The sequence below is a fragment of the Thalassotalea profundi genome, assembly GCF_014653195.1.
Taxonomy (GTDB): domain Bacteria; phylum Pseudomonadota; class Gammaproteobacteria; order Enterobacterales; family Alteromonadaceae; genus Thalassotalea_B; species Thalassotalea_B profundi.
This window is the reverse complement of the sequence record NZ_BNAH01000001.1, coordinates 410,472-435,845: the sequence shown is the minus strand read 5'-3', so window position 1 is coordinate 435,845 and position 25,374 is coordinate 410,472. Positions and strand designations below refer to the sequence as shown.

The 25,374-nt window shown below is 35.7% G+C and carries 28 protein-coding genes; 14 read left to right on the top strand and 14 right to left on the bottom strand.

Going from position 1 to position 25,374, the window contains the following annotated elements; all coding sequences use genetic code 11:
• Window positions 1-206: 206 nt before the first annotated feature.
• The 4 genes from glnS to IE155_RS01890 all read right to left on the bottom strand — a co-directional run bounded on the left by glnS (window position 207) and on the right by IE155_RS01890 (window position 6,139).
• On the bottom strand, window positions 207-1,877 hold the full coding sequence (gene glnS, locus IE155_RS01905; protein ID WP_189376380.1) for a glutamine--tRNA ligase: 1,671 nt from the start codon (window positions 1,875-1,877) through the stop codon (window positions 207-209).
• 167 nt (window positions 1,878-2,044) lie between these two features.
• Window positions 2,045-3,283 (bottom strand): lytic murein transglycosylase, encoded by a 1,239-nt coding sequence (locus IE155_RS01900; RefSeq protein ID WP_189376379.1) that lies wholly within the window; start codon window positions 3,281-3,283, stop codon window positions 2,045-2,047.
• A 161-nt stretch (window positions 3,284-3,444) separates the two neighbouring features.
• Window positions 3,445-5,670, bottom strand: a complete 2,226-nt coding sequence (locus IE155_RS01895; RefSeq protein WP_229816963.1) for a xanthine dehydrogenase family protein molybdopterin-binding subunit — start codon at window positions 5,668-5,670, stop codon at window positions 3,445-3,447.
• 1 nt (window position 5,671) lies between these two features.
• Window positions 5,672-6,139: a (2Fe-2S)-binding protein gene (locus IE155_RS01890; RefSeq protein ID WP_189376378.1), complete on the bottom strand. Its 468-nt coding sequence runs from the start codon at window positions 6,137-6,139 to the stop codon at window positions 5,672-5,674.
• A gap of 315 nt (window positions 6,140-6,454) precedes the next feature.
• Between IE155_RS01890 and IE155_RS01885 the strand changes: the two genes are divergently transcribed.
• Both IE155_RS01885 and IE155_RS01880 read left to right on the top strand, forming a co-directional pair.
• A complete protein-coding gene (locus IE155_RS01885) occupies window positions 6,455-6,661 on the top strand; it encodes a hypothetical protein (protein WP_189376377.1) in 207 nt (68 codons plus the stop codon).
• Window positions 6,662-6,666: 5 nt separating this feature from the next.
• Entirely contained in the window at window positions 6,667-7,482 is an 816-nt protein-coding gene (locus IE155_RS01880) for a GGDEF domain-containing protein (RefSeq protein WP_189376376.1), read from the top strand.
• An 85-nt stretch (window positions 7,483-7,567) separates the two neighbouring features.
• Here the strand turns inward: IE155_RS01880 and IE155_RS01875 are convergent, their stop codons facing one another.
• Window positions 7,568-8,911 carry a DUF4339 domain-containing protein gene (locus IE155_RS01875; RefSeq protein WP_189376375.1) on the bottom strand — a complete coding sequence of 448 codons (1,344 nt, stop codon included), beginning with the start codon at window positions 8,909-8,911 and terminating at the stop codon, window positions 7,568-7,570.
• 64 nt (window positions 8,912-8,975) lie between these two features.
• The gene (locus IE155_RS01870) at window positions 8,976-9,413 is read right to left on the bottom strand and encodes a DUF4339 domain-containing protein (RefSeq protein ID WP_229816961.1); all 438 of its coding nucleotides are present in this window, start codon (window positions 9,411-9,413) and stop codon (window positions 8,976-8,978) included.
• A 309-nt stretch (window positions 9,414-9,722) separates the two neighbouring features.
• On the opposite strand from IE155_RS01870, the gene lepB reads away from it, so the two are divergent.
• The 4 genes from lepB to IE155_RS18055 all read left to right on the top strand — a co-directional run bounded on the left by lepB (window position 9,723) and on the right by IE155_RS18055 (window position 11,691).
• Complete coding sequence (gene lepB / locus IE155_RS01865) at window positions 9,723-10,409, top strand: signal peptidase I (RefSeq protein ID WP_189376374.1); 687 nt, start codon at window positions 9,723-9,725, stop codon at window positions 10,407-10,409.
• A 187-nt stretch (window positions 10,410-10,596) separates the two neighbouring features.
• On the top strand, window positions 10,597-10,905 hold the full coding sequence (locus IE155_RS18120) for a YkgJ family cysteine cluster protein (protein ID WP_189376373.1): 309 nt from the start codon (window positions 10,597-10,599) through the stop codon (window positions 10,903-10,905).
• A 76-nt stretch (window positions 10,906-10,981) separates the two neighbouring features.
• Complete coding sequence (locus IE155_RS01855) at window positions 10,982-11,212, top strand: DUF2789 family protein (protein WP_189376372.1); 231 nt, start codon at window positions 10,982-10,984, stop codon at window positions 11,210-11,212.
• A 350-nt stretch (window positions 11,213-11,562) separates the two neighbouring features.
• Window positions 11,563-11,691 (top strand): hypothetical protein, encoded by a 129-nt coding sequence (locus IE155_RS18055; RefSeq protein ID WP_268245233.1) that lies wholly within the window; start codon window positions 11,563-11,565, stop codon window positions 11,689-11,691.
• Window positions 11,692-11,858: 167 nt separating this feature from the next.
• Here the strand turns inward: IE155_RS18055 and IE155_RS01850 are convergent, their stop codons facing one another.
• Window positions 11,859-12,569, bottom strand: coding sequence for a hypothetical protein (locus IE155_RS01850; protein WP_189376371.1), 711 nt, complete (start codon window positions 12,567-12,569; stop codon window positions 11,859-11,861).
• Window positions 12,570-12,709: 140 nt separating this feature from the next.
• On the opposite strand from IE155_RS01850, the gene IE155_RS01845 reads away from it, so the two are divergent.
• A complete protein-coding gene (locus IE155_RS01845) occupies window positions 12,710-13,285 on the top strand; it encodes a uracil-DNA glycosylase family protein (protein ID WP_189376370.1) in 576 nt (191 codons plus the stop codon).
• A 28-nt stretch (window positions 13,286-13,313) separates the two neighbouring features.
• Here the strand turns inward: IE155_RS01845 and IE155_RS01840 are convergent, their stop codons facing one another.
• The gene (locus tag IE155_RS01840) at window positions 13,314-13,682 is read right to left on the bottom strand and encodes a Rieske 2Fe-2S domain-containing protein (protein WP_189376369.1); all 369 of its coding nucleotides are present in this window, start codon (window positions 13,680-13,682) and stop codon (window positions 13,314-13,316) included.
• Window positions 13,683-13,842: 160 nt separating this feature from the next.
• Between IE155_RS01840 and trxC the strand changes: the two genes are divergently transcribed.
• Window positions 13,843-14,280, top strand: coding sequence for a thioredoxin TrxC (gene trxC / locus IE155_RS01835; protein ID WP_189376368.1), 438 nt, complete (start codon window positions 13,843-13,845; stop codon window positions 14,278-14,280).
• A 44-nt stretch (window positions 14,281-14,324) separates the two neighbouring features.
• Here the strand turns inward: trxC and IE155_RS01830 are convergent, their stop codons facing one another.
• The gene (locus IE155_RS01830; protein ID WP_189376367.1) at window positions 14,325-14,750 is read right to left on the bottom strand and encodes a tetratricopeptide repeat protein; all 426 of its coding nucleotides are present in this window, start codon (window positions 14,748-14,750) and stop codon (window positions 14,325-14,327) included.
• Between the two features lie 144 nt (window positions 14,751-14,894).
• Window positions 14,895-15,071: a hypothetical protein gene (locus IE155_RS01825; RefSeq protein ID WP_189376366.1), complete on the bottom strand. Its 177-nt coding sequence runs from the start codon at window positions 15,069-15,071 to the stop codon at window positions 14,895-14,897.
• Window positions 15,072-15,394: 323 nt separating this feature from the next.
• Between IE155_RS01825 and IE155_RS01820 the strand changes: the two genes are divergently transcribed.
• The gene (locus tag IE155_RS01820) at window positions 15,395-15,880 is read left to right on the top strand and encodes a hypothetical protein (RefSeq protein ID WP_189376365.1); all 486 of its coding nucleotides are present in this window, start codon (window positions 15,395-15,397) and stop codon (window positions 15,878-15,880) included.
• Window positions 15,881-15,932: 52 nt separating this feature from the next.
• Here IE155_RS01820 and IE155_RS01815 read toward each other — a convergent pair whose 3' ends face one another.
• Window positions 15,933-16,307, bottom strand: a complete 375-nt coding sequence (locus IE155_RS01815; protein WP_189376364.1) for a hypothetical protein — start codon at window positions 16,305-16,307, stop codon at window positions 15,933-15,935.
• A 189-nt stretch (window positions 16,308-16,496) separates the two neighbouring features.
• On the opposite strand from IE155_RS01815, the gene IE155_RS01810 reads away from it, so the two are divergent.
• From IE155_RS01810 to IE155_RS01800, 3 genes are all read left to right on the top strand, one after another.
• Window positions 16,497-17,087, top strand: coding sequence for a zf-TFIIB domain-containing protein (locus IE155_RS01810; RefSeq protein WP_189376363.1), 591 nt, complete (start codon window positions 16,497-16,499; stop codon window positions 17,085-17,087).
• Between the two features lie 190 nt (window positions 17,088-17,277).
• Complete coding sequence (locus IE155_RS01805) at window positions 17,278-17,718, top strand: hypothetical protein (RefSeq protein ID WP_189376362.1); 441 nt, start codon at window positions 17,278-17,280, stop codon at window positions 17,716-17,718.
• Window positions 17,719-17,867: 149 nt separating this feature from the next.
• A complete protein-coding gene (locus tag IE155_RS01800; protein WP_189376361.1) occupies window positions 17,868-18,956 on the top strand; it encodes a sialidase family protein in 1,089 nt (362 codons plus the stop codon).
• Between the two features lie 60 nt (window positions 18,957-19,016).
• Here IE155_RS01800 and IE155_RS01795 read toward each other — a convergent pair whose 3' ends face one another.
• A complete protein-coding gene (locus tag IE155_RS01795; protein WP_189376360.1) occupies window positions 19,017-19,247 on the bottom strand; it encodes a glutaredoxin family protein in 231 nt (76 codons plus the stop codon).
• A gap of 324 nt (window positions 19,248-19,571) precedes the next feature.
• On the opposite strand from IE155_RS01795, the gene IE155_RS01790 reads away from it, so the two are divergent.
• Window positions 19,572-20,315, top strand: coding sequence for a DUF4097 family beta strand repeat-containing protein (locus IE155_RS01790; RefSeq protein ID WP_189376359.1), 744 nt, complete (start codon window positions 19,572-19,574; stop codon window positions 20,313-20,315).
• A 2,110-nt stretch (window positions 20,316-22,425) separates the two neighbouring features.
• A complete protein-coding gene (locus IE155_RS01785) occupies window positions 22,426-23,295 on the top strand; it encodes a DUF2971 domain-containing protein (protein ID WP_189376358.1) in 870 nt (289 codons plus the stop codon).
• A 38-nt stretch (window positions 23,296-23,333) separates the two neighbouring features.
• Here IE155_RS01785 and sucD read toward each other — a convergent pair whose 3' ends face one another.
• Window positions 23,334-24,206 carry a succinate--CoA ligase subunit alpha gene (gene sucD, locus IE155_RS01780; RefSeq protein WP_189376357.1) on the bottom strand — a complete coding sequence of 291 codons (873 nt, stop codon included), beginning with the start codon at window positions 24,204-24,206 and terminating at the stop codon, window positions 23,334-23,336.
• A complete protein-coding gene (gene sucC / locus IE155_RS01775) occupies window positions 24,206-25,372 on the bottom strand; it encodes an ADP-forming succinate--CoA ligase subunit beta (RefSeq protein WP_189376453.1) in 1,167 nt (388 codons plus the stop codon). The genes sucD and sucC overlap by 1 nt, the downstream gene beginning before the upstream one ends.
• Between the last annotated feature and the right edge of the window lie 2 nt (window positions 25,373-25,374).

Here is a 25,374-nt window from a genome sequence, read left to right as displayed (position 1 = left end):
AAAAACTATAGTAGCTTTAGAGACAAATAATTGGAATTAAAATCTTTAAATAGATGTTTATGACCGTTACAAAATGCTAGCAATTAGCGGAAAGCACAAAAATTCTTTACGTATTCATTAAACCAAGAAAAGTAATGTTTAAATTTATTTACACATTAAAAAGCCGTTATAGCTTACGTTATAACGACTTTTTGTTATGGCTTTTATTAATCAGCTATTTTTGCCCATGTATCACGAAGACCAACAGTACGGTTAAATACTAAGTTGCCGTCAGTTGCATCTTTATTATCTAAACAAAAGTAACCTTGGCGTTCAAATTGAAACGCTTGTTCTGGCTGTGCATTAACAAGATATGGTTCAACTTTAGCCGTATTAATTTCTATTAACGAATCAGGATTCATAACTTCATGAAAATCTTCTGCTGCGCCAGGATTAGGTACAGAAAATAAACGGTCATATAAACGAACAGTCGCATTTACAGCATGTTCAGCACTAACCCAATGAATAACGCCTTTCGGTTTGGTTCCATCAGTTGGGTTTTTGCCTAAGGTTTCTGGATCATACTGACAATATACGGTTGTAATATTTCCGGCACTGTCTTTATCACATCGAGTTGCTGTGACAACATACGCACCACGTAAGCGAACAGCTTTATCAAGTACTAAGCGTTTATATTTTTTATTCGCTTCTTCTCTAAAATCTTCCGCTTCTATCAAAATATCTCTCGCAAAAGGAACAATACGAGTACCTTGACTTTCATCACTGGGGTGATTTTTTACGGTTAATTCTTCGACCTTATCTTCAGGATAATTTTCGATAACTAACTTAATAGGATCAAGAACAGCCATTGCACGCGGAGCATTATCATTTAAGTCTTCACGAATACAAGCCTCTAATACTCCCATCTCAACGGTGTTATCCATTTTGGTCACGCCAATACGTTTAGTAAATTCACGAATTGATGCAGGTGTATAACCTCTACGACGAAACGCAGCAATAGTTGGCATACGTGGGTCGTCCCAGCCGCTTACAAGTTTTTCAGTCACCAAATCATTTAGTTTACGTTTACTCATTACCGTATATTCTAAATTCAAGCGTGAAAATTCATACTGATGCGGACGAGAATCTATCGTTATATTATCAATGACCCAATCATACAAACGACGATTATCTTGAAACTCTAAAGTACATAAAGAGTGTGTGATATTTTCAATCGCATCTGAAATACAGTGAGTAAAGTCGTACATCGGATAAATACACCACTTATCTCCGGTTTGGTGATGATGAGCAAATCTAACACGATAAATTACCGGATCGCGCAAACACATAAAGCTTGAGCTCATGTCTATTTTTGCACGTAATGTACATTCACCTTCTTTAAACTCACCGTTTTTCATTTTTTCAAATAAAGCAATGTTTTCAGCAACACTTGTATCTCTATAAGGACTATTCTTGCCTGGAGCTTTCAAAGTTCCACGGTATTCACGTGCTTCATCGCCATTTAAAAAGCAAACATAAGCTAACCCTTTCTCGATTAACTCAACAGCGAAACCGTGAAGCTGATCAAAATACTCAGAGGAATAATGAACATCGCCAGCCCATTCAAAGCCTAACCATTTAACATCTTTTTGAATTGAGTGTACGTAATCAATATCTTCTTTTTCTGGGTTAGTGTCGTCAAAACGTAAATTACATAAGCCATTGTAATCTTGGGCAATACCAAAATTTAAACAAATAGATTTAGCATGACCAATATGTAAATAACCGTTTGGCTCCGGCGGAAAACGAGTCTGTACGTTGGAATGTTTACCACTTTCCAGATCAGCATCGATAATTTGGCGTATAAAATTGGTAGGACGGTTTTCAGCTTCCGACATCTACAGAACCTCTAAAAGTATAAAATTAACAATCAATTATTCGCCATTATAACAACAGTTATTAATGGCGAATAGCGACAAAGTTAGACTATGGTGAATTATTTAGGTTTTAGTTGTATTTAATTAAACATAAAACCAATCTTGTAGAGGATTATATGGGCTCGCTGTTAATTAATCGACTCTTTAATAACTTCGGCGGCGTCAAAAACCGCCTGATTAGGATAAGCATCAGCCACTAAGTTATTGGCAAGTTGAAATGATCGTATGGCTTTACGACTATTAGGCCCCCAAATACCATCTGGCTTGCCTGTTTTGTATCCTAATGATTGCAGCTTTTCTTGAAGTTTTTGCAATTGTTCGCGAGTATAACGATGTTTATCAGCTAACGGTTCAAATTGTTGTTTTTTAGCACCAACTAAACTATTCGCTAACAAGCCAACAGCCGTGGCATAGTTTTTTGAAAGATTCCATTTCATAATCACATTAAAATTAGGGTACACCAAAAATGCAGGACCATTGTGCCCCGCAGGTAAGAATAATTGAGCATCAATAGCATAATTAGAAAGCGGCTGTTGATACTCAGTGGTAACACCCAATTTCTTAAAGTCGCTCAAAGGGTAGAATTTATCTTGCTCAATTTGCGCATAGTCGAAATTTTCTGGCAGTGTAACTTTTCTTCCCCAACGCTGACTTGCCCGCCAACCAATTTGACTTAAATAATTAGCAGCAGAAGTTAATGCATCAGCTTCACTTTCCCATACATCAACTTTGCCATCATTATCACCGTCTATGCCATAAGCTTTTAATGCGGTAGGCATAAATTGCATATGCCCCATAGCACCTGCCCATGATCCTTGAAGTTGATCTACAGTTACACTTTTTTGATCGATCAAATCAAATAAATTAAATAACTCAGCCGTAAAGTAACGGCTTCGCCTTTTATCACATGCTAAGGTAGCAATAGAATTTAGTACAGGCATTTTACCTTTGTAGCTACCGTAATTAGTTTCTAATCCCCAAAAAGCCACTAAGTATTGAGACGGGACACCATATTTTTTGGTTAATTGGTCGAGCAAGGCTTTATGCTCATTTAATTTTTGTTTGCCTACTCTTAGTCGATAGTCAGTAACTCGTTTACTAATATATTCAGCAAATGTTTCACTAAATTCAGGTTGACTCTTATCTAATTGCTGTACACGTTCAATGGGGGATAATGAGCTGATAACATCGTCAATAATATAGTCTGAATAACCTAACTCTGTTGCTGACTTTTGAAAATCAAGCTTGCATTGTTCAAAGTCGTTAGCTGCTAGGCTAAATGAAAAAAGCCCTAAAGATAAAAATGTACATTTAACTGCTTTCGTAATAAGCGGGTTGTTCACTCTAGGAAACTGGAAATACTGCATTTATAAACACATCCTTAAAAATGGCTAACTACTCGAAAAATATTTTAGAAGCAAAATAACATACTCGCTTTTTAAAGCTAGTAGATACACATACTTAGTAACATAAAAAAGCCAAAACATTTAACCTGTTTTGGCTCTAATTTCCTTTATCATTGATTAAATTATACTGATAATGGTTTTATTGGTAAGTCTCTATAACGTTTACCTGAAGCCGCAAAAATAGCATTACTTAAAGCAGGTGCAAATGGTGAAACTCCAGGCTCACCTAAACCGGTAGCTGGCTTATCTGAATCTATAATGTGCACATTCACATTAGGCATTTCATTGATACGAAGCACGGGATAATCATGGTAATTGCTATTAACAACCGCACCATCTTTAAAGGTAATTTCGGTATACAAGGATAACGACATTCCCATAACAACAGCTCCTTCCATCTGAGCGGTTGCACCATCGGTGTTTAACACCTGACCACAATCAATAGCACAGTCAACATTAAGTACTTTAATGTTATCGCCGTCAACTTTAACATGAACGGCCATCGCAACATAACTATGAAAACTATGATGAACAGCAATACCTATCGCTTCCCCTGCAGGCAGCTTTTTGCCAAAACCGGCCTTTTCTGCTGCAAGAGCAAGCACAGCTTTTGAGCGTTGAACTTGTTCTTGTTGTTCAGGGTTAGTATTAGCATCATATATTTGGTTTAAAAAAGTTAAGCTATCTTTACCCGCTTTATGTGCCAATTCATCGGCAAATGTACCAAAAGCAAAACCATAAAAAATTGCATATACTGCTCGGTACCAACCAATACGCGTATGAGTGGGAGCTTCACCGGTTTCACTTCTAAAGTTTTCAATACCGAACGGGTGATTATTGATATCCCCCAAACTACTCGCAGGCGCTCTATCCAAGCTAGGATCAAACAATGATGCTATAGCAGGAAAGGCCGCGCGGTGTAACCACCCTGTTACATTACCTTTATCATCTAAAGACGCTTCAATATGTTGAGCGCTGATAGAATGATAGTAACCAGTTTTCATATCCTCTTCACGAGACCATATAAGCTGTATTGGCGCATTAACTGCTTGAGAAATAGCTGCAGCTTCATGTACATAGTCGCATTTAAATTTGCGACCAAATGCGCCACCAGCCATCATAACATTGACTTTAATATCTTTAGGCTCTCTTTTTAAAAATCCAGCTAATACTTTTTGAATATCTTCAGGACTTTGTGTTGAAGCCCATACCTCGCAACTGTCTTTTTGAACCCAAACAACACTCGCATTGGGTTCCATTGGTGCGTGGCATAAATGCCCACCAGTATAAGTCGCGGATACTTTTTGCGATGCAGATTCAAAAGCGCTTGCTAAATCGCCCCGTTCGAGCACTAATTCCGCCGGTTTTTCTACGTTCTTAACTAATTGCTTTTTATAAGTATTCGTGTTGTAAACTTTATTGGCGCCAGCATCCCATTCAATGACTAATTTTTTAGCGGCTTGTTGTGCTGTCCATGTATTATTGGCAACAACAGCAACACCACCAACAGAGCCATAAGGCACATTTAATCTCTCTATCTCAACAACATGAGATACACCTTTAACCGCTAATGCCGCTGTTTTATCAAGGCTTTTTAATTTCCCTCCAAGCACTGGACAATGAACAATGGCAGCATACTTTAAACCAGGCACTTTAGTATCAACACCATAAGTTCGCTCACCGACAACCACCATACCTTGGTCATGTCTATCAAGCGCCTTACCAATATAACGAAACTGATCTTTACTCTTCAACGTTGGGTTTTCAGGTACAGGACTATTTGCAGCTAATGTAGCAAGCTCCCCGTAAGAAAGTTTTTGACCATTAATTTTATTAATAACAAAGTGATTTTCCGCATAACAATTTTCAGCAGAGGTTTTCCAAACTTTAGCGCCGGCTGCAATTAGCATTAATTTTGCAGTTGCCCCTGCTTTTCGCATAGGTTCTAACATTACACGAATACTAGCAGAGCCGCCGGTTGCTTGTGGCCCATATTTATCTCTGTTACCTTCACCTTGTTTTACTGTTACATGCGACCAATCAGCTTCCATTTCATCAGCGACAGCGCCGGGAAGCGCCGTACTGATCCCTTGGCCCATTTCACAACGCCCGCAATAAAGAACAAGATCACCATTCTCATACAAATGGATATAGCCGTTTGGATTAAAGTCACCGTTGTCACTCGTTATTTCATTACTAGCAAATGAAGGTAAACTAACACCAATAGCTAAACCACCTGTCGCTAATGAGGCAACCTTGAGAAAACTACGACGGCTACTATTTTCAATCTTTTCCGAGTTTAGGTATTTACCACCATGAGACATAGCTTCAAGTACATGAGGATTCATATTAAACTTCCTTAGCTAAGTCATAAGCAACAGATTTTATCGCTTTTTTAATACGTTGATACGTACCACAACGGCAAATATTACCCTGCATTGCCGCATCAATTTCATCATCGCTAGGAGCCGCATTATTTTTTAATAAACTTGCTGCATTCATTATTTGACCCGCTTGACAATAACCACATTGTGGCACGTTATTTTCTAACCAAGCTTTTTGTAAGGGATGATCACCATCTTTCGACAATCCTTCGATGGTTGTAATTGACTTGCCGACTAAACTACTCACAGGTAAAACACATGAACGTGTTGCTTGTCCATCTACATGCACAGTGCAAGCGCCACATAAACCAGCACCACAACCAAACTTGGTTCCTGTATATTCTAAATGATCTCTTAAAAACCAAAGCAGCGGCATATCATCAGGTACATCTATGTCGAATGTTTTATCATTAATCTTTATTGTATTTGTCATAGGGTTTCACTGGTCAGTCATAAAAATAGTTTAAGGTCAAAATAACCATACCACTTTTTTATTGCAAAAAAATAAATGTAATTAAATATTTTAGACTATTTAACACTGATTGCTTAATGGGAATAAAATATTTCTTTAATAATGGCAAAAATTAAAGGTAAACTCACTGCAACTTATGTACAAAAGTTCAATAAAGTAAAAAAGTGATTGTAAATCAACCCATAAAAAGGTTAGATTGGTTATTAAGCGTACAAAATAACGTTTATATTAGTGTTTAGATTTCTTTTTTGGATTTCACATAGCAAGGATTAACCTGTGCACACTACCAGTAACAATAATAATTATAAAGAAGCTCAACTGCTTTGCGAAAGAGCATTAGCATTTATGGATAACCATATGTTAACGCCTCACCCTATAAATTATGCAGTTATTTATCATTATGTTAGTAATGATAATACAAAGCTAAAATCGGCAATTGAAAAAAACTTTCAACCAAAGGTCAGATCGACGATGTTTTCATAGAAGACATGTTTAACGAATTTCTTTCAGCGAGTCATAATATAGAAAACCTTCTACTATCCCCGTTTGAAAAAACACTTAATAAGACCTTAAATAAAATAGATTCCCAAGTTATCAATGAAAAAGAAATAGCTTTTAATCTTAAAAAGGTTGATGGGGCATTAAGTAAATTAGCACAACATCAACCTTTAAAAACCCTCATAAATTTTATCATTAACTTAATTAATAATTCTCAAAGTCAACGCAAAGCATTAACAGATGAACTGACTCATACATATGCGGAAGTAAAATTGCTACGTACTCAATTAAGTGAGTCAAGAGAACAAGCGGCGATAGATTCTTTAACAGGTTTATTGAATAGACGTGGTTGTCAGTCAAAGTTACAAGAATTTAATATCAACCAAACTCACTCTACTATTGCCATCGATATTGATCACTTTAAACAAATTAATGACAGTTTTGGTCATGCTGTTGGCGACAAGGTCATTCAATTAATTGCAAATATCATTAAACAATCCATTTCAGCCGATGATATAGCAGCCCGTTTAGGCGGTGAAGAGTTTATAGTCGTAATGCACAATAAATCGATAAAAATAGCTGAGAATATTGCTGAAAAAATTAGAACATCTGTTGAAAAATTAAAGTTAATACAAAAACAGACAAATACTTACTTACCTAAAATATCTGTATCACTAGGCATAGCTGAGCTTGATGAAGAAGAAAATTGGGATAGCCTATTTGAAAAAGCAGATAAAGCCATGTATCAAGCAAAAGAACTTGGACGTAATAGGTGTGTAATCAGCCAAACATCTTGCTTAGTTTAATTAATTGGCTTTTATTTAAAGATGTCAGCTATTATTGAGTTGTATTCGTTAAAAATAGCTGACTTATACCTAAGTTATTATCAATTTATCTTCGTCTACGGCGGCGACGAACTTTTTTAGTGTCATCTTCGTCAGCATTAGTCACTTCACTTTCGTTGACCGCTTTCTTTAATTCTACGACTGCCCCGCTTTCGTCATTAGCTGAAAGTTTAGCTTCCTGTTTATCAGTTTCTTTAATTGCTTCTGACATTTTTAATTGTGCTGATAATTTAGGTGCTGGCACTTGAGATTTAAATACGGATTTAAACATCCCTTTAACACCAGCTAAACCTTTTTTAGTTTGCTCTTCTGTATTTTCTAAGTTCTTAATCTGATTAATTGAAGCGTCTGTATTTTGCAGATTACTATTTTCATTAGCACTATTTACGTCATCAATTTTGGCTTTTACGCTCTCCTGTGACGTGTCTTTATCTTCATTAGGGTTTTCTTGTGTACTAATTTTTATCGGCTGGCGAATGATCTCTGGAGCCTTAGTGCCAATCACCATGCGCTTAATTGGTGCTTCAGGTTTTTCTACTACCTCCGCATTCGAAACTTTAGCTGCTGTGGCATTTATTGTTGAGTTATCAGCCACTGTAGATATTTTTTTTATTTTTTTAGGTACTTCTTCGTCAGTTGCGGCTTTTACAGGTTTTGCTTCAGTCACCTTATCGTCAACAATTTGAATTTTCGTATTATATTTATCACTTACTGACTTTTCAGTTGCTTCATCTTCAATCAAATGAACCGATTCATCCACTAAATCAAAGTCAGCATCTATATCAATAACCGTCTCGACATCATCAACAAAATCACTTGAGCTTTGTTGCATATTTTCTACTGATGTAGATATTTTACGTACATTACCACTTAAATCGCTTGGCACATCAATATTATCTTGTTTATTATATAGTTGCTCTTTAAATTTTTGAGTTACCTCTTCTATTTCATTCTTAGCAATATTTGCTGCATCTTGTAAATTAAGTAACCTTTTATTAAAAGAAGAATATTGTTGCTCAATACTTATAATTGCTGATTTAAAATCGTCACTCAAATCTTCTGTTAAATGTTTATACAAGCTTATTTTTTTCTTTAATTTTGCTTTTAACATTTCGGTTTCTTTAATACTTTCAGCAACTAAAGAAAGTTTTTCAGACAACGCTATTTTGGTATTGTTAAACTCATTAATAATTTCTTTAGGTACCTGATTAGTAACAAGATTTGTTTTAATAAGTTCTGAAAACTCACCAATAACACGCACAGGTTTCCATGTGCTAAAAGACGGATGCCAACCGTAAAGATCTGCATTTTTTTCAACGATTTTTCTGGCACTGGTTAAATCTAAAGGACCACTTATTTCACCATTATTTGAAAAATACCATTTTTTCATGAGCGTAATTCCTTCTTAACTACTATTACTAAGAATTAATATTTAATGCGTACTATTTTGAGGGTTATGGGTGCTTTTTAGCGACCGCAAGATTCTTTTTAAGTGCAGCAAATTGTTGCTCAATATTTTCAATTGTTGTTTTTACTTCAATATTGAGGTTATGTGTGATTTCAATCGTATTATCTATATCTTGATCTAACTCGTGCAAAGAGTCATTAGTCACACTAAGCGTTTTATCAATACGCTGTAATGTCGCGATCATTTCTCGCTCTTTACCAACAAAATCTTCATAGAGTTTTTTAGGTACTTCCATTGGGGGTTTTGGAACAGAAACGAAAATATCAAATTCATCAACACAGCTAACAGGCATCCATTGCGCGTATGACGGATGCCAAGCAAAAGCATTTGGATATTTAGCTACTTGCTCATTAGCTGCTTGTAGACCAAATGGCCCCGTAATTTTACCGTCATTAGAAAAATACCATTTCTTCATAGTAACCATCTACTTCTCTTAATCAATTACTAAAATGTTTAAACAAAAGCTATTCTTAAAATAATGTAACATTTTGCAACAAACACTTCCCTTAAGGGGAATCTAACAATATTTTTACAAATGATCACCCCTTTTTATGTGTTGTTTGCGTTTTATTCTGTAAACATAAAACAACTAAACGTTTATTTTATAACTGCCATTTCAGTTAAATTATGGAAAATATTGATAAATAATAATCATTTGTTACATCTTTCAAATAAACATTATTTTATATTTCAAGTCCAACGTAATTCTTAAAAATAAAAAACAGGACAAGTCATGAAAAAATCTAAATCGTCTAATGTTATATCTACTTTTTTAAAAGCGCATAAGTCTTTTTTTATAGTAATTGCTTTAATGTCAGTATTTAGAAGCGCTGTTGCTGACTGGTATACGGTACCATCAAGTTCAATGATGCCAACAATTGAAGTAGGGGATAGAATTACGGTCAATAAAATGGCCTATGATTTGCGACTTCCTTTCACTCATATGTCATTAATCTCTATAGGTGAGCCTAAACGAAATGATATTATTGTGTTTAACTCAAAAGCGGCAGATATGCGACTCATTAAGCGTGTTGTTGCGCTACCTGGCGATCATGTTTCAATGCGTAACGAAATACTCACCATCAACGGAGTGACTGCAAGCTATCAACCACTTGATCAAAGTGTCAATAGTGAAAGTTCAGCTGAAAAAGTAATTGAGCGAATACATAATAATGTTCGGAACATACAAGTTGACAAGAGTCGTAGCTCTTCACTTGCTAATTTTTCAACGGTAACGGTCCCCAAAGATCACTATTTAGTTTTAGGCGATAACCGACGTAATAGTTCAGATTCCCGAGTCTATGGCTTTGTTCCTAGACAAGAGTTGCTTGGAAGGGCGAACTATGTGGCATTTTCACTTGATTACGAGAATAAATTTATACCTAGAAGTCAACGTTTAATAAAAAGCTTATATCTATAATGTATGCTAGTATCATTGATAATCATTAATTACTGCTACTGCAATCACGATAACGATTAAGTACTTAATAACGCCTGTCTATTATCCTTGTCCGTTTGTTTTACTGCCAAGTAATACACAATTTTTACTCGTTTTTTTAACTACATACAAGGATAATTTCATTATCTCAACACAACCTACCAGCGAAATGTGCATAAAATGTGGCACTTGTTGTAGAGAATTTCCCTTTGTTCGCATTACAACACAAGACATTAATCGACTCATTGATTTTACTCACCTTCCAATATCACAAATTGCAAACTCAGACCGCCAAGAAAAACCCGGCTATTTTTTACAATTTAAAGAAAATGGTGAGTGTATATTTTTAACCTCGTCAAATAATAATTATTACTGTAGTGTCTATCTGGCAAGACCATCACTATGTAGAAGCTACCCTAAAGAAGACATTCAATTTAAAGTATGTAATGAAAATATAATTAAAATGGCGAGAGTTTAAGGGTGATGGGTTATTTATTAACCTCAAGCATGTTATATTTTAGCTGTGCTTATCATATAAAGTAAGGAGATATATTATGGATCGTTCTAAACACACCATGGCCTGTTTATTTGCTCAATTAGGTATAAGCAGCCAACCTGAAGACATAGAAAAATTTGTCAACTTACATCGTGGTATTCCTTCCAGTACCCCGCTTTATAAGGCGGATATTTGGAATAAATCGCAAGCTAACTTTCTTCAAGAAGCAATAACAGAAGACTCAGATTGGTCTGATGTTGTCGATAGCTTAGATATAAGGCTTAGATAACCTAAGTTCAAACACTGTATTTTATAACCACATAATAAACTATACATTAACAAGTAACTTTCAATCTATTGGCTTTTAATAGGTGAAGGTGCTTGTTTAATAAGATAAATAATGCAGGAATATCTTATTGCGTGTTACTTGGCATAACAGAAATAAGCGAGCGCAAAATAAATATTCAATACCCATTACTGTTGAATTTTCAACAAATTTAAATCAAGAAAGTCCACTCTCTAAGCCTGATGATATTTTTGATATGCTTTTTATAATTCATAATAAAAAGATGATCTAAATCAATACCCTAGTAATTTACTCAAGTATTATTACCTCATAATCAATTACCAGAGATAATTATGAGTTGTTGTGGACAATGTGGCGGTGAAAATCATGAACAAACAGAAGATCAGATGAAAGAAAAAAACGAAGATCAAACGACAGCACTAGCGCAATCACCTGTGGCTGAAAAGTCTGACAAACATTGATCTTAACATTTTGTTGCCTTGGCCAAGATTTAAGCGGATCCGCAGCCCTTAAGTTAAGGCCAATGGCTACTTTAACCGTATTTATACTACCCACTTTATAAAACATTTCACCTTGTCGAATTTATCACTACTATACTCTTTTAAAAGTACTAGCGTTAAATTTCTATTTATTTTAATACCTCTTGATAACGGTGAAACAAATCACAACACACATATCTAAAGGCAATAGGAAAACAGAGTAAAAATAGAAAAGGTGTATAAAGTAAAGGTAAGACAATTATTGCAGCAAGAATGCAAGCATAAACGACAAATAACACTTTATTGTGGTTGGCAAATGTAATTGAAATGACGAAGTTTCTCACTACTCCCTGATTATTTAATTGAGCTACCAAACAAGGTAATACTCCAATAACTAATGATATTAAGCTAAAAACACATGCAAGTATTAAGTTTCCCCAATAGAACTCTTGTGAAAGGTCTGCTCTAAAATTATTTATATTCAATGCTTTAGCTAAAAAAGAGTCTTGATCAACATATATACTATATACAGCAATAGCATCAGTCATCCAGATAAAAAAGAATAAAAGCTGTACTAACAACACTAAACCTATATTTTTTAACATCATGTAAAATGGTGAAGGTACTTGCTTTAATCCTGAAGAAAGTAGTAATGGATATAACAATAAGCTCACTAACGGCGTTAATAAAATAAATCCAACACAAAAAGAGATAAACATTGAGCCTAATTCATATTCAATAAGGTATGAGCGAATAAGTTCAGCAATAAAAAGTATTGCTATGGTTGATAAAATGAGTAAAACATAACTCATTAAACGTAAGTACTTCGCTTGGCAATAATTTAGTTTCTTTTTTAGCACTATGTTTTACTTAATAAACAAGATAACTTCCCTACTGTAAGTTAATCAAAGTACTCGATTATTGATTTAAGATAAATTTAAGTAAACTACTTAACCTAAATTAAATAGCTAGCCATTAGATCACAAGTTAGGCCTAATAAATGAAAGACTTATTAAGTAACATTAGAAGTTGCACTTTATGCCAAGACATTTTGCCATTACAAGCCAAACCTATATTACAAGCCAGTAAAAACTGTAAAATTTTGATCGTTGGGCAAGCACCTGGAATACTCACCCACGAGAAAGGTGTTCCCTTTGATGATCTAAGTGGTGATCGTTTACGAGATTGGCTTGGCGTAGATAAGAAGCAATTTTATGATACTGATTTATTTTCTATTCTACCAATGAGTTTTTGCTACCCAGGTAAAGGAAAGTCAGGTGATAAACCTCCTATCCCTTTATGTGCACAAGTATGGCGAAAACAACTTTTAGCACAACTCACCAATGTTGAATTTACTATTATCCTTGGGAAGTATGCCGTTAATTGGCATTTACACCAAAAAGCTTCAATTACAGAACTTGCTAGTCAATGGAAAATGTTTATTGAAAAAAAACAAATTGTTTTACCTCACCCTAGCCCACGAAATAACATTTGGCTAAAGAAAAACCAGTGGTTTGACCGTGAAGTAATCCCCATTTTACAAGCTAAAGTTCACCAAATACTCGCATTAACGTAACGTATATCTGCAATGAAGTGATGATAAATTAAGTGCTCTTTGCAATATAAAAGTTATTATCACGATTAATAACCGCATAAGCCGTATTATATTCACTATAAATACAAATTGGGCGGCGATGTAACGAACAATAAACATTGCCATCAGCTTTCACTTCATCGTTACTAATATTTGCGCCTTGGTGAGGGCATTTAGCGGGAACCGCTCGATAATCAATCATGTTATTTTTATATGTAAACTGATAAATAACAAATTGCTCTTCTACACCGGTTAACGGTGAAAGTGCAAGACCAACCATAACACCTTCGAGCTTAGTGTCCACGATCTGGCTTATTATTATTTCAGAGTTTGACTTTCCCCCCGCGGGATAAAACACCTTTAAAGACAAGTTATTCATTCGTTTATAGTTACTCTATTGACGTTAGAAATAATTTTAATAAAATCCATTAAAATTTAATATCTAAAAGGTTACACTATTTTTAAATACATCATAAAATAGTATACGACTAATAATACATTTCATATTTGTTCGTAGCACTTACCCATAGAGAGTTAACATGAATATTACGTGCTCACATTGCTTGGCAACTAATCGTATTCCTGAAGATAAAGACCATCTACTCGCTAACTGTGGTCGCTGCAAAAAAGCGATTTATTCAGCCGAGCCTATTAACCTAACAAATGAAAGTTTTTACCCTTTTATTGAACGAAATGATCTTCCGGTTATTGTAGACTTTTGGGCAAGTTGGTGCGGTCCTTGTAAGAATATGGCACCGACTTTTTCTGCTGTTGCTAAACAAACTAATAATATATTGTTTGCTAAAGTAAACACTGAGCAGGCACAACAAATAGCAAGCGAAGCTAATATTCGAAGTATTCCTACACTGATATTTTTTCATCATGGAAAAGAACTTGACCGAGTATCAGGTGGACTTAATGAATTGCAATTAAAACAATGGATCATGCAATGTATTAAAAAATTATCAACCACATAAACTAAAGAAAAGCACGCTCCACATGAGCATTATTACAAATAACATTAATGTACAGTATATACCTCAGCTTCTAGCGTTAACTGAAGCCTTCTAAGTTGCTCTAAGCAATTTTCACACGTAGGATATTTTGTCGAAAATATTAAAATTGGATTTAATGTGGTTTTTAATGCGTTAAACGCTAAATAGCGTAACGAATGGGTTAAATTTGGGTTTTGACTAATAGAATACGCTTGTTGATATGCTTGAACTAGGTAGCCAATGGCACTTTCATAGTCACCTTTCGTTTCAAATAGTGTCGCCAAATTATGACAAGAACATATCCACGCCATCAACAAAGATTCGTTGTCTTTTCCTCGTTCCCATTGCCCTTCTAACTGACTGAATACCGATTTATAATAACTTTCCGCTTTACCCCATTGCTGGGTTTCAAAAAAGTTATTACCCTTGCTCATTAATTGTTGCCAATGCATTACATTATCCTTCAAACTACAAACACAACAAACAATAATAGTTCTCATTTAGATTTGCAAGGTTTTTTATTAAAATACTCTTGTTAAGAAAGTAAGCTTTTGATAGGCAAATTAATTAGCAAACGAACAGTTTATAAAAATAAATTACATTGAATAATATTTATCATAATCGTTGAACTCTTTACGTTCACGATATCTTTCTTTTAACGACTCTACATCTTTATACTTTCTATTAAGTTGCTTTTTATTTTTCTTTTTTGTGTAATTATTTAACGTGTCTAAATCGTCAAATTCATCTGCTTGCCATTGTTTAGTTTTCATTAATTCTCTCCCAACATTGAAAAAGTTGAATTTAATGAAAATATATGACGTTTTCTTTACTCTACAATGACAATACAATTAAAAACAAAAAGAAGACCGTGGCAAGAAATTGCCACTTTATTACCATTATTGCCACTAATAACGCTTTTGATCATAATTAATAAGTAGTAAAAGCCAACACTTTACTCGTCACAAAAGAAAAAACACAAATAAGTAAAGCTAAATGGCGGTATTAAAAATGGCACACCTTATGCTTTTGTAATCATAACGCTATTAACCAAATATTGCCTTGCACATATACCCTTAGCAATGGAGTGCTCATTATGATGATAAATAATAACTATGCTCTAGCCGTTGAACAAGCCAGAGCAAATAACGCCGCATTCGTCAATTTTGATAGAAATACATCTGTAACACAAACGTCTACAGTTGCTCAAGATACAGTGACTTTATCCACTAAAGCTCAAGCTTTAATGGAAGGTAAAATAGTAGAAGAAATAGCCCCTATCTATGTAAAGCCGGAAACTGCCAGAGAACTACTTGCGCAGAATCAAACAACTGATAGTGAAACAAATGTCACCGAAAACGAAATGCGTTTTAGTGAAATAATGCAAACTATCTTAGATAAGCGTACAGGTGTTGATCGCAAGAAATTAGATGAAATTGAAGCTATGATGAAAGAGATTAGTAACAATAAAAATATGAGCCCAGAAGAAAAACAACAAGCGTTAGAAAAGTTGATTGAAATGCGAGAAAAAGTTATTGAAGAGAGTATAGAGAACCAAAAGATAGCCAAAGAAACTGTTTAAATATTTGGCTTATAGAAAATTATTGAAAACATAAATCAAATAGATCAAACAACTATAAACGCTCAATATATTGATAAATTTCATCTAGGTCGGTGAATATTTTAATATTTAATGGCGTAGTACGGAGAAAGTTTTTTAACATTTCTTGCTGTAATAAATTACTACAATACACCACCATTTCTTTGCATTGGCTCTCTTGGAAAGACCACAAATAGGAGCTTGAAATAACTTTCATCACTTCTTTAGATCCTAAGGTATCATTATCTAAAAAATCAACACGACTCCACACAGGAAAGTTTTTTTGATTAACAGTTTCTTTTATTTGGTCAAATGCAATATTGATACCTTCAATATTAAAAGATCCGTGTGTAGTGATGAGTAGAATATTACCTTTCCACTTTGTTGTTACACTACCATGAGCTTCCATAACCATCCTGATATTTATTTTAAATAAGCTTAACACTTTACTAAATGACTACTATTATTATAAAGCATAATGACTCAACCCAACTAGCCTTTTATCATTTTTAGTGCTTTAAGCGTACTGCAAAAGTGGTGATAACGAAAAACATTAAGTAAACTTCTTTCCATGTAAGAATTCTATATAAGGAATGATATGGTTCAGTCACAGTGTCTCTCGTGTCATCATATTGTTAAAGCAAAAGTCCATAATTGCCCAATGTGTAATGGCGGTATGCAAATTTCACAGGAAGATAAGCCCAAACAATGTCCTCGTTGTGCTATAACACTCAAAATAGCGCATTATCGAAACTTTGAACTAGATAAATGCAACCAATGCGAGGGGCTTTGGTTAGAGCCTGATGAATTTTCAGTATTAACCTCTGAATTTGATGTTTATCGAGATGAAAGTAGCGATCCTCTATACAAACGCCCTGCTCTTAAAAAATCTGAAAATTATCTACCTTGCGCAAATTGCCAAAAAATGATGTCTAGGCGAAATTTTAAAACCCTATCAGGGGTACTTATCGATAGTTGTATACACTGTGGCGTGTGGTTAGATAAAGGCGAATTGGCTAGTATTCGAAGCTTTGTTGCTAGCGGCGGATTAGATAAAGCTCAAGATGACAAATTAATACGCCAAGAACTTAAGTTAGATGCATTAGATGATAGAGTCTCTGATCTTGAGTTAATGGAAAAGATGCTGAATAAGTTTAATGTTAAAAGGATATTTTTCAGGGGATTTTAAATTAAAGTCGCGAAATTATTCTCAGCAGACAACTTTATTTTATATTGCACAGGTATTTATTACTTACTCATATAACTTACCCTGCTATTTTTAATTATTGGTTTAAAATAACAACTAAAAATGGTTAAATAAAAAACTACACGTCGATTTAAACGTAAATAATAATAAAAGTTAATTAAGAGGTCGTTAAATGGAAAAGGTTAATAATGAAAGAATAGTGAAAAATGAAAACTTATTTAGGGCATTGGTTTGTATACCACCTGCTATTTTATTTGTTTTATTATCGATCAATTCAATAGCGACATCAGGGATCCTTATTTTCCAAGTCATATTTATCCTATTAGCAGCGTATTTTTCTTTAAGTGCACTTTCTAATGCCGCTCAATATACAAATGAGCGTTATGACGGCAACGCAGAGCCTTTTTTTAAAAATCAGAATTTGTCTAAATCAATAAAGTTTTTACCAATAGCCATTATATTCACATTCGTTGCCTATGATGCTGTAATCACCTCAACTCATGTTGTATTTCAAACAGTTTATGTAATTTTAGCTTTTGCTTTAGTTTTAACCACAATTGCTTACGCTGCGTTTTACACTAATGATCGTTATGAAGAAAATGCTGAACACTAAGTAGAGATAACACATATCTACGGAATAAAGCCGCTTTTTGCGGCTTTTTTACTATTGACGATTACATTTCTTAACATTTACTACTCATTATTTAATGTAGTCTAGTTTGATGTATTTAACTTTATACAACAACGAAGGGATGCTTAAAAATGAAAAAGCTTAAAACGTGCTACTTTGCATTAATCACCGGTGTATTTATTGTGAGTTGTGGAGGAGGAAGCGACAGTCAAACACCAGTAATTTCACCACCAATACCACCTGCAAGTATCGTTAAAGACATTTTAACCGACTCCGTTACTGTTAATAAAATTTATCTTGATGGTGAAGCTCAGATCACCGGCACATCCAAAGGGATATTGTGGCGAGAAAACAACACAGCTCAGTGGCAAGATCGATCGCCAAATGCCAATGGCTTACAGTCATTAGCGATAATTTCAGAAGGTCATTACATTGCTGCTATGCAAGTTGAGGGGGCAGATCCATACACAGAACCCTCACCACTTTATTTCACCCAAGATAGTGGACAACATTGGCAAATAGTTAATCATAACTTTGGTCGTAATGAATATAGTGTTATTAATAATATCGCTTATGATCAAACCAATAACCTACTCTATGCTGTCGGAGACACCTCATTTGCCGTTTCAGATACTTCTGCAGAAAATTGGACATTGTTAGATGGTACTTGGGATGGATTTGCATCAGGTCTAGCACTACTCATACCTCATCCTTCTCAAAACTTCGTCTGGTTCGGCGGCCAAGGACCAATCGAAAATGGCTACCTTAAGCGTTATTCGATGGTAGATGGTAGTGTTACAACCTGGACTGACTTATTACCAAACCCGTCTGTTTTTAAAGGAGGAATGATTCACCCTACCGACAAACAAACAGTAATCTTTGGTAGTGAAGGTGGGATAGTAGTCAGCACAGATAACGGTGAAAACTGGATAAAGCCACTAGGTGATGTTAACCATCTTTTTTATTGGGATATTGTTATCGATGATGAAGGTAATTTATATACCGCTAGCTATAACAAACAAAAATCAGAGCAACCCTTAGAAGTGTTGTGTAGTAGCGACAATGGCGTAACTTGGATTAGTAATAACATTAAAGAAGTTGATAAAGGCGGAGTGAAAAGCTTATTAATGGTGCAAACTGATACTCATAACGAACTTTACTTAGGCCTTTGGGATAATGGCATAAAATCCATTAAGACCTCAAATATAAACTGCAGTTAAACTAAGCTAAAACGATAAATACTGGCAGATATGACTTAAATTTAAATTAGAGAATATCTATTATTTTTCAGCATAGAGTTTTTTAAACGTTTTTAGATTCCAGCCAATCATTACTTCATTGCCAATTTTAAGTGCAGGTACAGAACGAGCGCCAATCGCATCGAGCTCTTTTCGACCACGTTGCATTTTTGCATTGGTTAATCGATATTGAATGTCATTATCGTCTAAGTATTTTTTAGCTTCACGGCAGTGAGGACATTTATCTGAAATATATAAAACAACGCGTTTCATCGCTAACCCTTGAAAATTGTTAAAGGGACATTTTACTGAAATCATCGGGGTAAAAACAGCTTATTCGTCATTAAGCCTGAAACAACAAAGTAAAATAGCACATATTCGATTAAGTATGTTACTAAAGTACTACCTAGATATGTTATTTAATAATGTTTTATTGTGAGCGTCGACAGCTTGGCAATATAATCAGATAAAAAATTAACTCATAATGTATTAAATTTGAACTATTGCTATTTATTACACTAAATAAAAATTTTTCATATTTAAACCTTTTCCCCCTCAATAGCATCTTATATAAAAAGCCAAAAATAAAGGATAGCTATGAAATCACTAAAAAATCTTAGTATGGCAATTGCAACAGCAATGATCTCATTATCAGCCATAGCAGACTGGAACGATGAATTAACCTTACAAGACACAAAAACAATGAGCTTAAATGCAACAGATTTAAGTTCATTACAATTGAATATTGGTGCGGGTTCTTTAACCCTAAATGGTTCAAACAGCGATAAAATTCAGGTCAATGCAAAGATATATCAAGCGAGAGCACATAGTGAATATCGCCTAGCACTCACTAAAAAAGAGAATACAGCTCAACTAATCGCAGATAACGATGACTCTGACATGAGAACCCAAATTGATCTAGAAGTGCGCCTGCCAAGTCATTTATACGTTAAGATAGATGATGGTTCAGGCTCGATGAGCTTATCTAACATCGCCTCAGCCGATATTATCGACGGTTCAGGTAGTATTACTGTTAATGACATTACCGGTGATTTAACCATTGATGACGGTTCAGGTAGCATTACGATTACTAACATTGCTGGTGATTTAACGATTAACGACGGTTCAGGTTCTATCAACGCAGAAAAACTCAAAGGCTCGGTAAAAATTAAGGATGGTTCAGGTGATATTACCATTAATAATGCCGAACAAGGTGTAACTATTTCTGATGGTTCTGGCAGTATAACCGTCGACCATGCGGCAAGTTTTACTTTACTTAGTGATGGTTCAGGCGGCGTTAAAGTCAGTAATATTTCTGGCGCAGTAAAAATGAACGATTAATTATTAACATTAGTCATGTAGGGAGTTCAAAGGGATATACGTAGAGCGAAATCAGCCTTAGCTCTTACTATTGGGTGCCGTCGCCACCGCGACGATCAAACTTTATAAGTTAACAACATTAAAAAGAATTTTTTAAGCTTGGTTAACAGCTCTATTAAAATACTTTCTAGATTAGTTAATCATTCAAATTATATTGTCGGTGTGCCGACAGCACACAAAGGGGAAATAACACCAGTTTCCCCCTTGCAACCCCCTCGGTGCCCAAACAGCGGAATACTTTGCTAAACAACTAGCGTAAACCCCGATACCTGCCGATTTATCTTCCCTGAACAACGGCAGCCCTCGACATCGACGTGCATGGATTCACTAATGCCGTGAAGGCATGGATGCCTAGGAACAGCCAGTCTCGGGTCGAGGTCTACCTATGCTAGTCATTTACCAAACCGCTGACATGGGAATTATTCAAGCCCGCACTTCTCGTTTCTATAGCTACCACCACTAAAGACAAAGAAGAGTCTACTAATATAAATAAGCTAGAACGGAGCATAAACTCTGCTTGGAAAAATGTCTGAATGAATAATCAATATCAGTTATTGCTGGCAGGATGCCAGCAAAGTGAAGTAGCACATGGATGTGCTTTCTGAACGTTAGATCGATTATTGATTTATTTATGAAGAGCTACATTTTTCAGCAGCTCCGAGGGTTTCCAAAGGGAGATAAGTAAGAGCGGAGTCAGCCTCCGCTCTTACTTTTGGGTGTAGTCGCCACAGCGACAATATAACCAGAGAAAGAAACTAAACCCTAAAGTATTTATGGACAAATAAAGTGAGCAGGTGAAATTCTTTTAAGCCTGGTTATTCTTTCTAGTCCATTGCGGCGGTGGCCGCTTCACCCAAGGGGCGACGTACCGCCGTGCCTCCCCTTGGATCCCCTCCGACGCCCTGCTCAGCGAAAACTGAAGTGTAAATTTTTGTCGTTATCGATACCTGACGAATGCTCGTCCCTGCGCGACGTCAGTTCCAGCCATCCATGGCTGTCATCGGTTAACGACTATTAAAAATTCAAACTTCAACGCTGGAGATGGGAATTGGTTAAACCCGCAATGCTCACTTCTATAGTAAACAAATATCAATACAGCGAATTTAACTATCAACAACGACAAACTAAAACGGAGCATAAAACACTGCTTGAACAAACGCTGAAATGAAAACCAAATAGTCACGTATTGTCATCAGGGATGATGACAAAGGCAAAGCCGCACATGGATGTGCGATCTTTGTCGTTACGTCGAACTATTGGTTTGAATGAAAGATCACGTTTGTTAGCAGCGCCGAGGGTGTCCAGAGGGAGGTCGGCGTCAGCCTCCCTTTGGGTGCTGTCGCCACAGCGACAATATAATCAGATAAGAAAACTAAACCATAAAGAATTTAACCCCAAACTATATGCCCTTTTAACGTTAGTAGGTGAAATCCTTTTGATATTAGTGTTTTAATTAAAGTTAATTGTCGGTGTGCCGACAGCACGCAAAGGGGAAATAACACCAGTTTCCCCCTTGCAACCCCCTCGGTGCCCAAACAGCGGAATACTTTGCTAAACAACTAGCGTAAACCCCGATACCTGCCGATTTATCTTCCATGAACAACGGCAGCCCTCGACATCCATGTCTCGGGTCGAGGTCTACCATTGCTAGTTATTTATCAAACCGCTGACATGGGAATTGGTCAAAACTACCTTGCTCACTTCTATAGTAAACAAATATCAATACAGCGAATTTAACGATCAACAACGACAAACTAAAACGGAGCATAAACTCTGCTTGGAAAAATGTCTGAATGAATAATCAATATCAGCTATTGCTGGCAGGACGCCAGCAAAGTGAAGTAGCACATGGATGTGCTTTCTGAACGTTAGCTCGATCATTGATTTATTTATGAAGAACTACATTTTTCAGCAGCTCCGAGGGTTTCCAAAGGGAGGCCGGAGGCAGTCTCCCTTTGGGTGCCGTCGCCACAGCGACAATATAATAAATGGGAGAAACTAAACATTAAAGTATTTAACTTTAATGTTTACCTGTTCGCATTATTAATTTAAATTAAAAAGTAATTTATTTTTGTTAACATATATTAAATCTTTTTTAGCTATTACTTTTATGCTGTTTAAATACTTATCTCCTGAAAGACTAGATGTTTTACAAAATTTAAAAATAAGGTTTTCGCCACTAAAATCCTTAAATGATCCTTATGAATCACTGCCTTTGATAAATAAAGATAAACTAAAACAAGAATTAATAAACGGGGCAATAGGAGAAATAAATGAGCTATTAAAATGTGCTCCACAGGAAGAAATAACACAGGAAAACCTAAATTTAGCAAATAACTTAAAACTCAGTTTAATAAATGATATCGAACAGACCTTTTCTCATAAGCATTTAGTAAAAGGCCTTATCGAATATTTAGGTGAGACATATGGAATACTATCCTTATCTAGAAGCAACAATAGCTTATTAATGTGGAGTCATTACGCATCATCTGAAAAAGGGACAGGTTATGTCATAGGTTTTGATAAAACACATGAATTTTTCCATAAAAAATCGGGAGAAGGTAATCTGACGAAACCCAGCCCTGTTATTTATTCTGAACTCCGCTCCCCTGTTAATAACGATTTAAATCAAATAGAAAGTCTATTATGCCAAAAACCTTTGGAGTGGGCATATGAACAAGAAGAACGAATATTTAGAGCTTATATGGATACAGAAAGAGCCGTTGGAACAGATAATATCGGATTAAAAGTAATAACATATGATATTCCCAAGGAGGCTATATTAGCTGTTTATATCGGATTTCAAGCTAGTAAAGAACTTGAGAAATCATTACTTAAAGCTGTTATTAAACATGATATAAACTGTGATATTTATAAAGCCGATATGAGTATGACTGAATATAAAATTATTTTTAATAAAATAAAAAAACCCGCTAGTTAGCGGGTTTTTAAATGAATCACAAACTGTAAGCTACTCGCTTACCAACCCGTTTTCTCTTTAAGTGCAACACCAATATCCGCTAAAGAACGAACAGTTTTAACACCAGCCGCTTCAAGAGCTGCAAATTTCTCATCAGCTGTACCTTTACCACCAGCGATAATCGCACCGGCATGACCCATACGCTTACCAGCAGGTGCAGTAACACCAGCAATGTAAGACACAACAGGCTTAGTTACGTTAGCTTTGATATATTCAGCCGCTTCTTCTTCAGCTGTTCCACCAATTTCACCGATCATTACAATCGCTTCAGTTTGTGGATCGTTTTGGAACATTTCTAAAACGTCGATGAAGTTAGTACCTGGAATTGGGTCACCACCAATACCTACACAAGTAGATTGGCCGAAACCAGCATCAGTTGTTTGCTTAACCGCTTCATAAGTTAATGTACCTGAACGCGATACAATACCTACTTTACCTGGTAAGTGAATGTGACCTGGCATGATACCAATTTTAGTTTCACCTGGCGTGATAACACCTGGGCAGTTAGGACCGATCATACGAACGCCTGTTTGCTCAAGTTTAACTTTAACGTCAACCATATCTAAAGTTGGAATACCTTCAGTAATAGTTACGATAAGTTTAATGCCAGCATCAATAGCTTCTAAAATAGCATCTTTACAAAATGGAGCTGGTACATAGATAACTGTAGCTGTTGCGCCAGTTGCTTCTACCGCTTCACGTACGGTATTAAATACTGGTAAACCAAGGTGAGTTTGACCACCTTTGCCTGGTGATACACCACCAACCATTTGCGTACCATATTCAAGTGCTTGTTCTGAGTGGAATGTACCTTGTCCACCAGTGAAACCTTGACAGATTACTTTAGTATCTTTGTTAATTAATACAGACATTATTTGCCCTCCGCAGCTGCAACAACTTTTTGTGCTGCATCAGTTAATGACTCAGCCGCAATAACGTTAACATCTGAATTTGCTAATACTGCACGACCTGCTTCAGCATTTGTACCTTCTAAACGAACAACAACAGGTACTTTAACGCCAACTTCTTTAACTGCAGCGATAATACCTTCAGCGATCATGTCACAACGTACGATACCACCAAAGATGTTTACTAATACTGCTTTAACATTGTCATCAGAAAGGATAATTTTAAATGCTTCTGCAACACGTTCTTTCGTTGCGCCACCACCAACATCTAGGAAGTTAGCAGGCTTGCCACCGTGTAAATTAACGATATCCATAGTACCCATTGCTAGGCCTGCACCGTTAACCATACAACCCACATTACCGTCTAATGCAACGTAGTTTAATTCCCATTGTGCTGCATGTGCTTCACGCTCATCTTCTTGTGATGGATCGTGGAATGCGCGCATTTTAGGTTGACGATATAATGCATTACCATCAATACCGATTTTACCATCTAAACAATGAAGATTACCTTCGTCAGTAATAACTAACGGGTTAATTTCTAATAACGCAAAATCAAAATCAGTGAACATTTGTGCAAGACCCATAAAGATCTTAACAAATTGCTTCATTTGAGTAGGATTTAAGCCTAATTTAAAGCCTAATTCACGCGCTTGATAAGGTTGAGCACCCACTAATGGATCAATTTCAGCTTGGTGAATTAACTCAGGTGTTTCTTCAGCAATCTTTTCAATATCAACGCCACCTTCAGTTGATGCCATAAATACTACTTTACGAGAACCACGGTCTACAACAGCACCAAGGTATAATTCGTTAGCAATATCAGTACAGCTTTCAACTAAAATTTTAGCAACAGGTTGGCCGTTTTCATCTGTTTGATAAGTTACTAAGTTCTTACCTAACCAGTTTTGAGCAAACTCTTTGATTTCGTCTTTAGTTTTAACTAGCTTAACGCCGCCAGCCTTACCGCGACCACCAGCGTGAACCTGAGTTTTAACAACCCACATATTGCCGCCAATTTTATCAGCAGCTTCTGCAGCTTCTTGAGGGGTATCGCAAGCGAAACCTTCAGAAACTGGTAAACCATATTCAGCGAATAATTGTTTCGCTTGATACTCATGCAAATTCATGG

Bases quoted from the DNA above. Each gene is read 5' to 3' on its own strand.
- glnS (WP_189376380.1), bottom strand. From the start codon at position 1,877: ATGTCGGAAGCTGAAAACCGTCCTACCAATTTTATACGCCAAATTATC.
- IE155_RS01900 (WP_189376379.1), bottom strand. From the start codon at position 3,283: ATGCAGTATTTCCAGTTTCCTAGAGTGAACAACCCGCTTATTACGAAA.
- IE155_RS01895 (WP_229816963.1), bottom strand. From the start codon at position 5,670: ATGAATCCTCATGTACTTGAAGCTATGTCTCATGGTGGTAAATACCTA.
- IE155_RS01890 (WP_189376378.1), bottom strand. From the start codon at position 6,139: ATGACAAATACAATAAAGATTAATGATAAAACATTCGACATAGATGTA.
- IE155_RS01880 (WP_189376376.1), top strand. From the start codon at position 6,667: ATGTTTAACGAATTTCTTTCAGCGAGTCATAATATAGAAAACCTTCTA.
- IE155_RS01875 (WP_189376375.1), bottom strand. From the start codon at position 8,911: ATGAAAAAATGGTATTTTTCAAATAATGGTGAAATAAGTGGTCCTTTA.
- IE155_RS01870 (WP_229816961.1), bottom strand. From the start codon at position 9,413: ATGGTTACTATGAAGAAATGGTATTTTTCTAATGACGGTAAAATTACG.
- lepB (WP_189376374.1), top strand. From the start codon at position 9,723: ATGAAAAAATCTAAATCGTCTAATGTTATATCTACTTTTTTAAAAGCG.
- IE155_RS18120 (WP_189376373.1), top strand. From the start codon at position 10,597: ATGTGCATAAAATGTGGCACTTGTTGTAGAGAATTTCCCTTTGTTCGC.
- IE155_RS01855 (WP_189376372.1), top strand. From the start codon at position 10,982: ATGGATCGTTCTAAACACACCATGGCCTGTTTATTTGCTCAATTAGGT.
- IE155_RS18055 (WP_268245233.1), top strand. From the start codon at position 11,563: ATGAGTTGTTGTGGACAATGTGGCGGTGAAAATCATGAACAAACAGAA.
- IE155_RS01845 (WP_189376370.1), top strand. From the start codon at position 12,710: ATGAAAGACTTATTAAGTAACATTAGAAGTTGCACTTTATGCCAAGAC.
- IE155_RS01840 (WP_189376369.1), bottom strand. From the start codon at position 13,682: ATGAATAACTTGTCTTTAAAGGTGTTTTATCCCGCGGGGGGAAAGTCA.
- trxC (WP_189376368.1), top strand. From the start codon at position 13,843: ATGAATATTACGTGCTCACATTGCTTGGCAACTAATCGTATTCCTGAA.
- IE155_RS01830 (WP_189376367.1), bottom strand. From the start codon at position 14,750: ATGCATTGGCAACAATTAATGAGCAAGGGTAATAACTTTTTTGAAACC.
- IE155_RS01825 (WP_189376366.1), bottom strand. From the start codon at position 15,071: ATGAAAACTAAACAATGGCAAGCAGATGAATTTGACGATTTAGACACG.
- IE155_RS01820 (WP_189376365.1), top strand. From the start codon at position 15,395: ATGATGATAAATAATAACTATGCTCTAGCCGTTGAACAAGCCAGAGCA.
- IE155_RS01815 (WP_189376364.1), bottom strand. From the start codon at position 16,307: ATGGAAGCTCATGGTAGTGTAACAACAAAGTGGAAAGGTAATATTCTA.
- IE155_RS01810 (WP_189376363.1), top strand. From the start codon at position 16,497: ATGGTTCAGTCACAGTGTCTCTCGTGTCATCATATTGTTAAAGCAAAA.
- IE155_RS01805 (WP_189376362.1), top strand. From the start codon at position 17,278: ATGGAAAAGGTTAATAATGAAAGAATAGTGAAAAATGAAAACTTATTT.
- IE155_RS01800 (WP_189376361.1), top strand. From the start codon at position 17,868: ATGAAAAAGCTTAAAACGTGCTACTTTGCATTAATCACCGGTGTATTT.
- IE155_RS01795 (WP_189376360.1), bottom strand. From the start codon at position 19,247: ATGAAACGCGTTGTTTTATATATTTCAGATAAATGTCCTCACTGCCGT.
- IE155_RS01790 (WP_189376359.1), top strand. From the start codon at position 19,572: ATGAAATCACTAAAAAATCTTAGTATGGCAATTGCAACAGCAATGATC.
- sucD (WP_189376357.1), bottom strand. From the start codon at position 24,206: ATGTCTGTATTAATTAACAAAGATACTAAAGTAATCTGTCAAGGTTTC.
- sucC (WP_189376453.1), bottom strand. From the start codon at position 25,372: ATGAATTTGCATGAGTATCAAGCGAAACAATTATTCGCTGAATATGGT.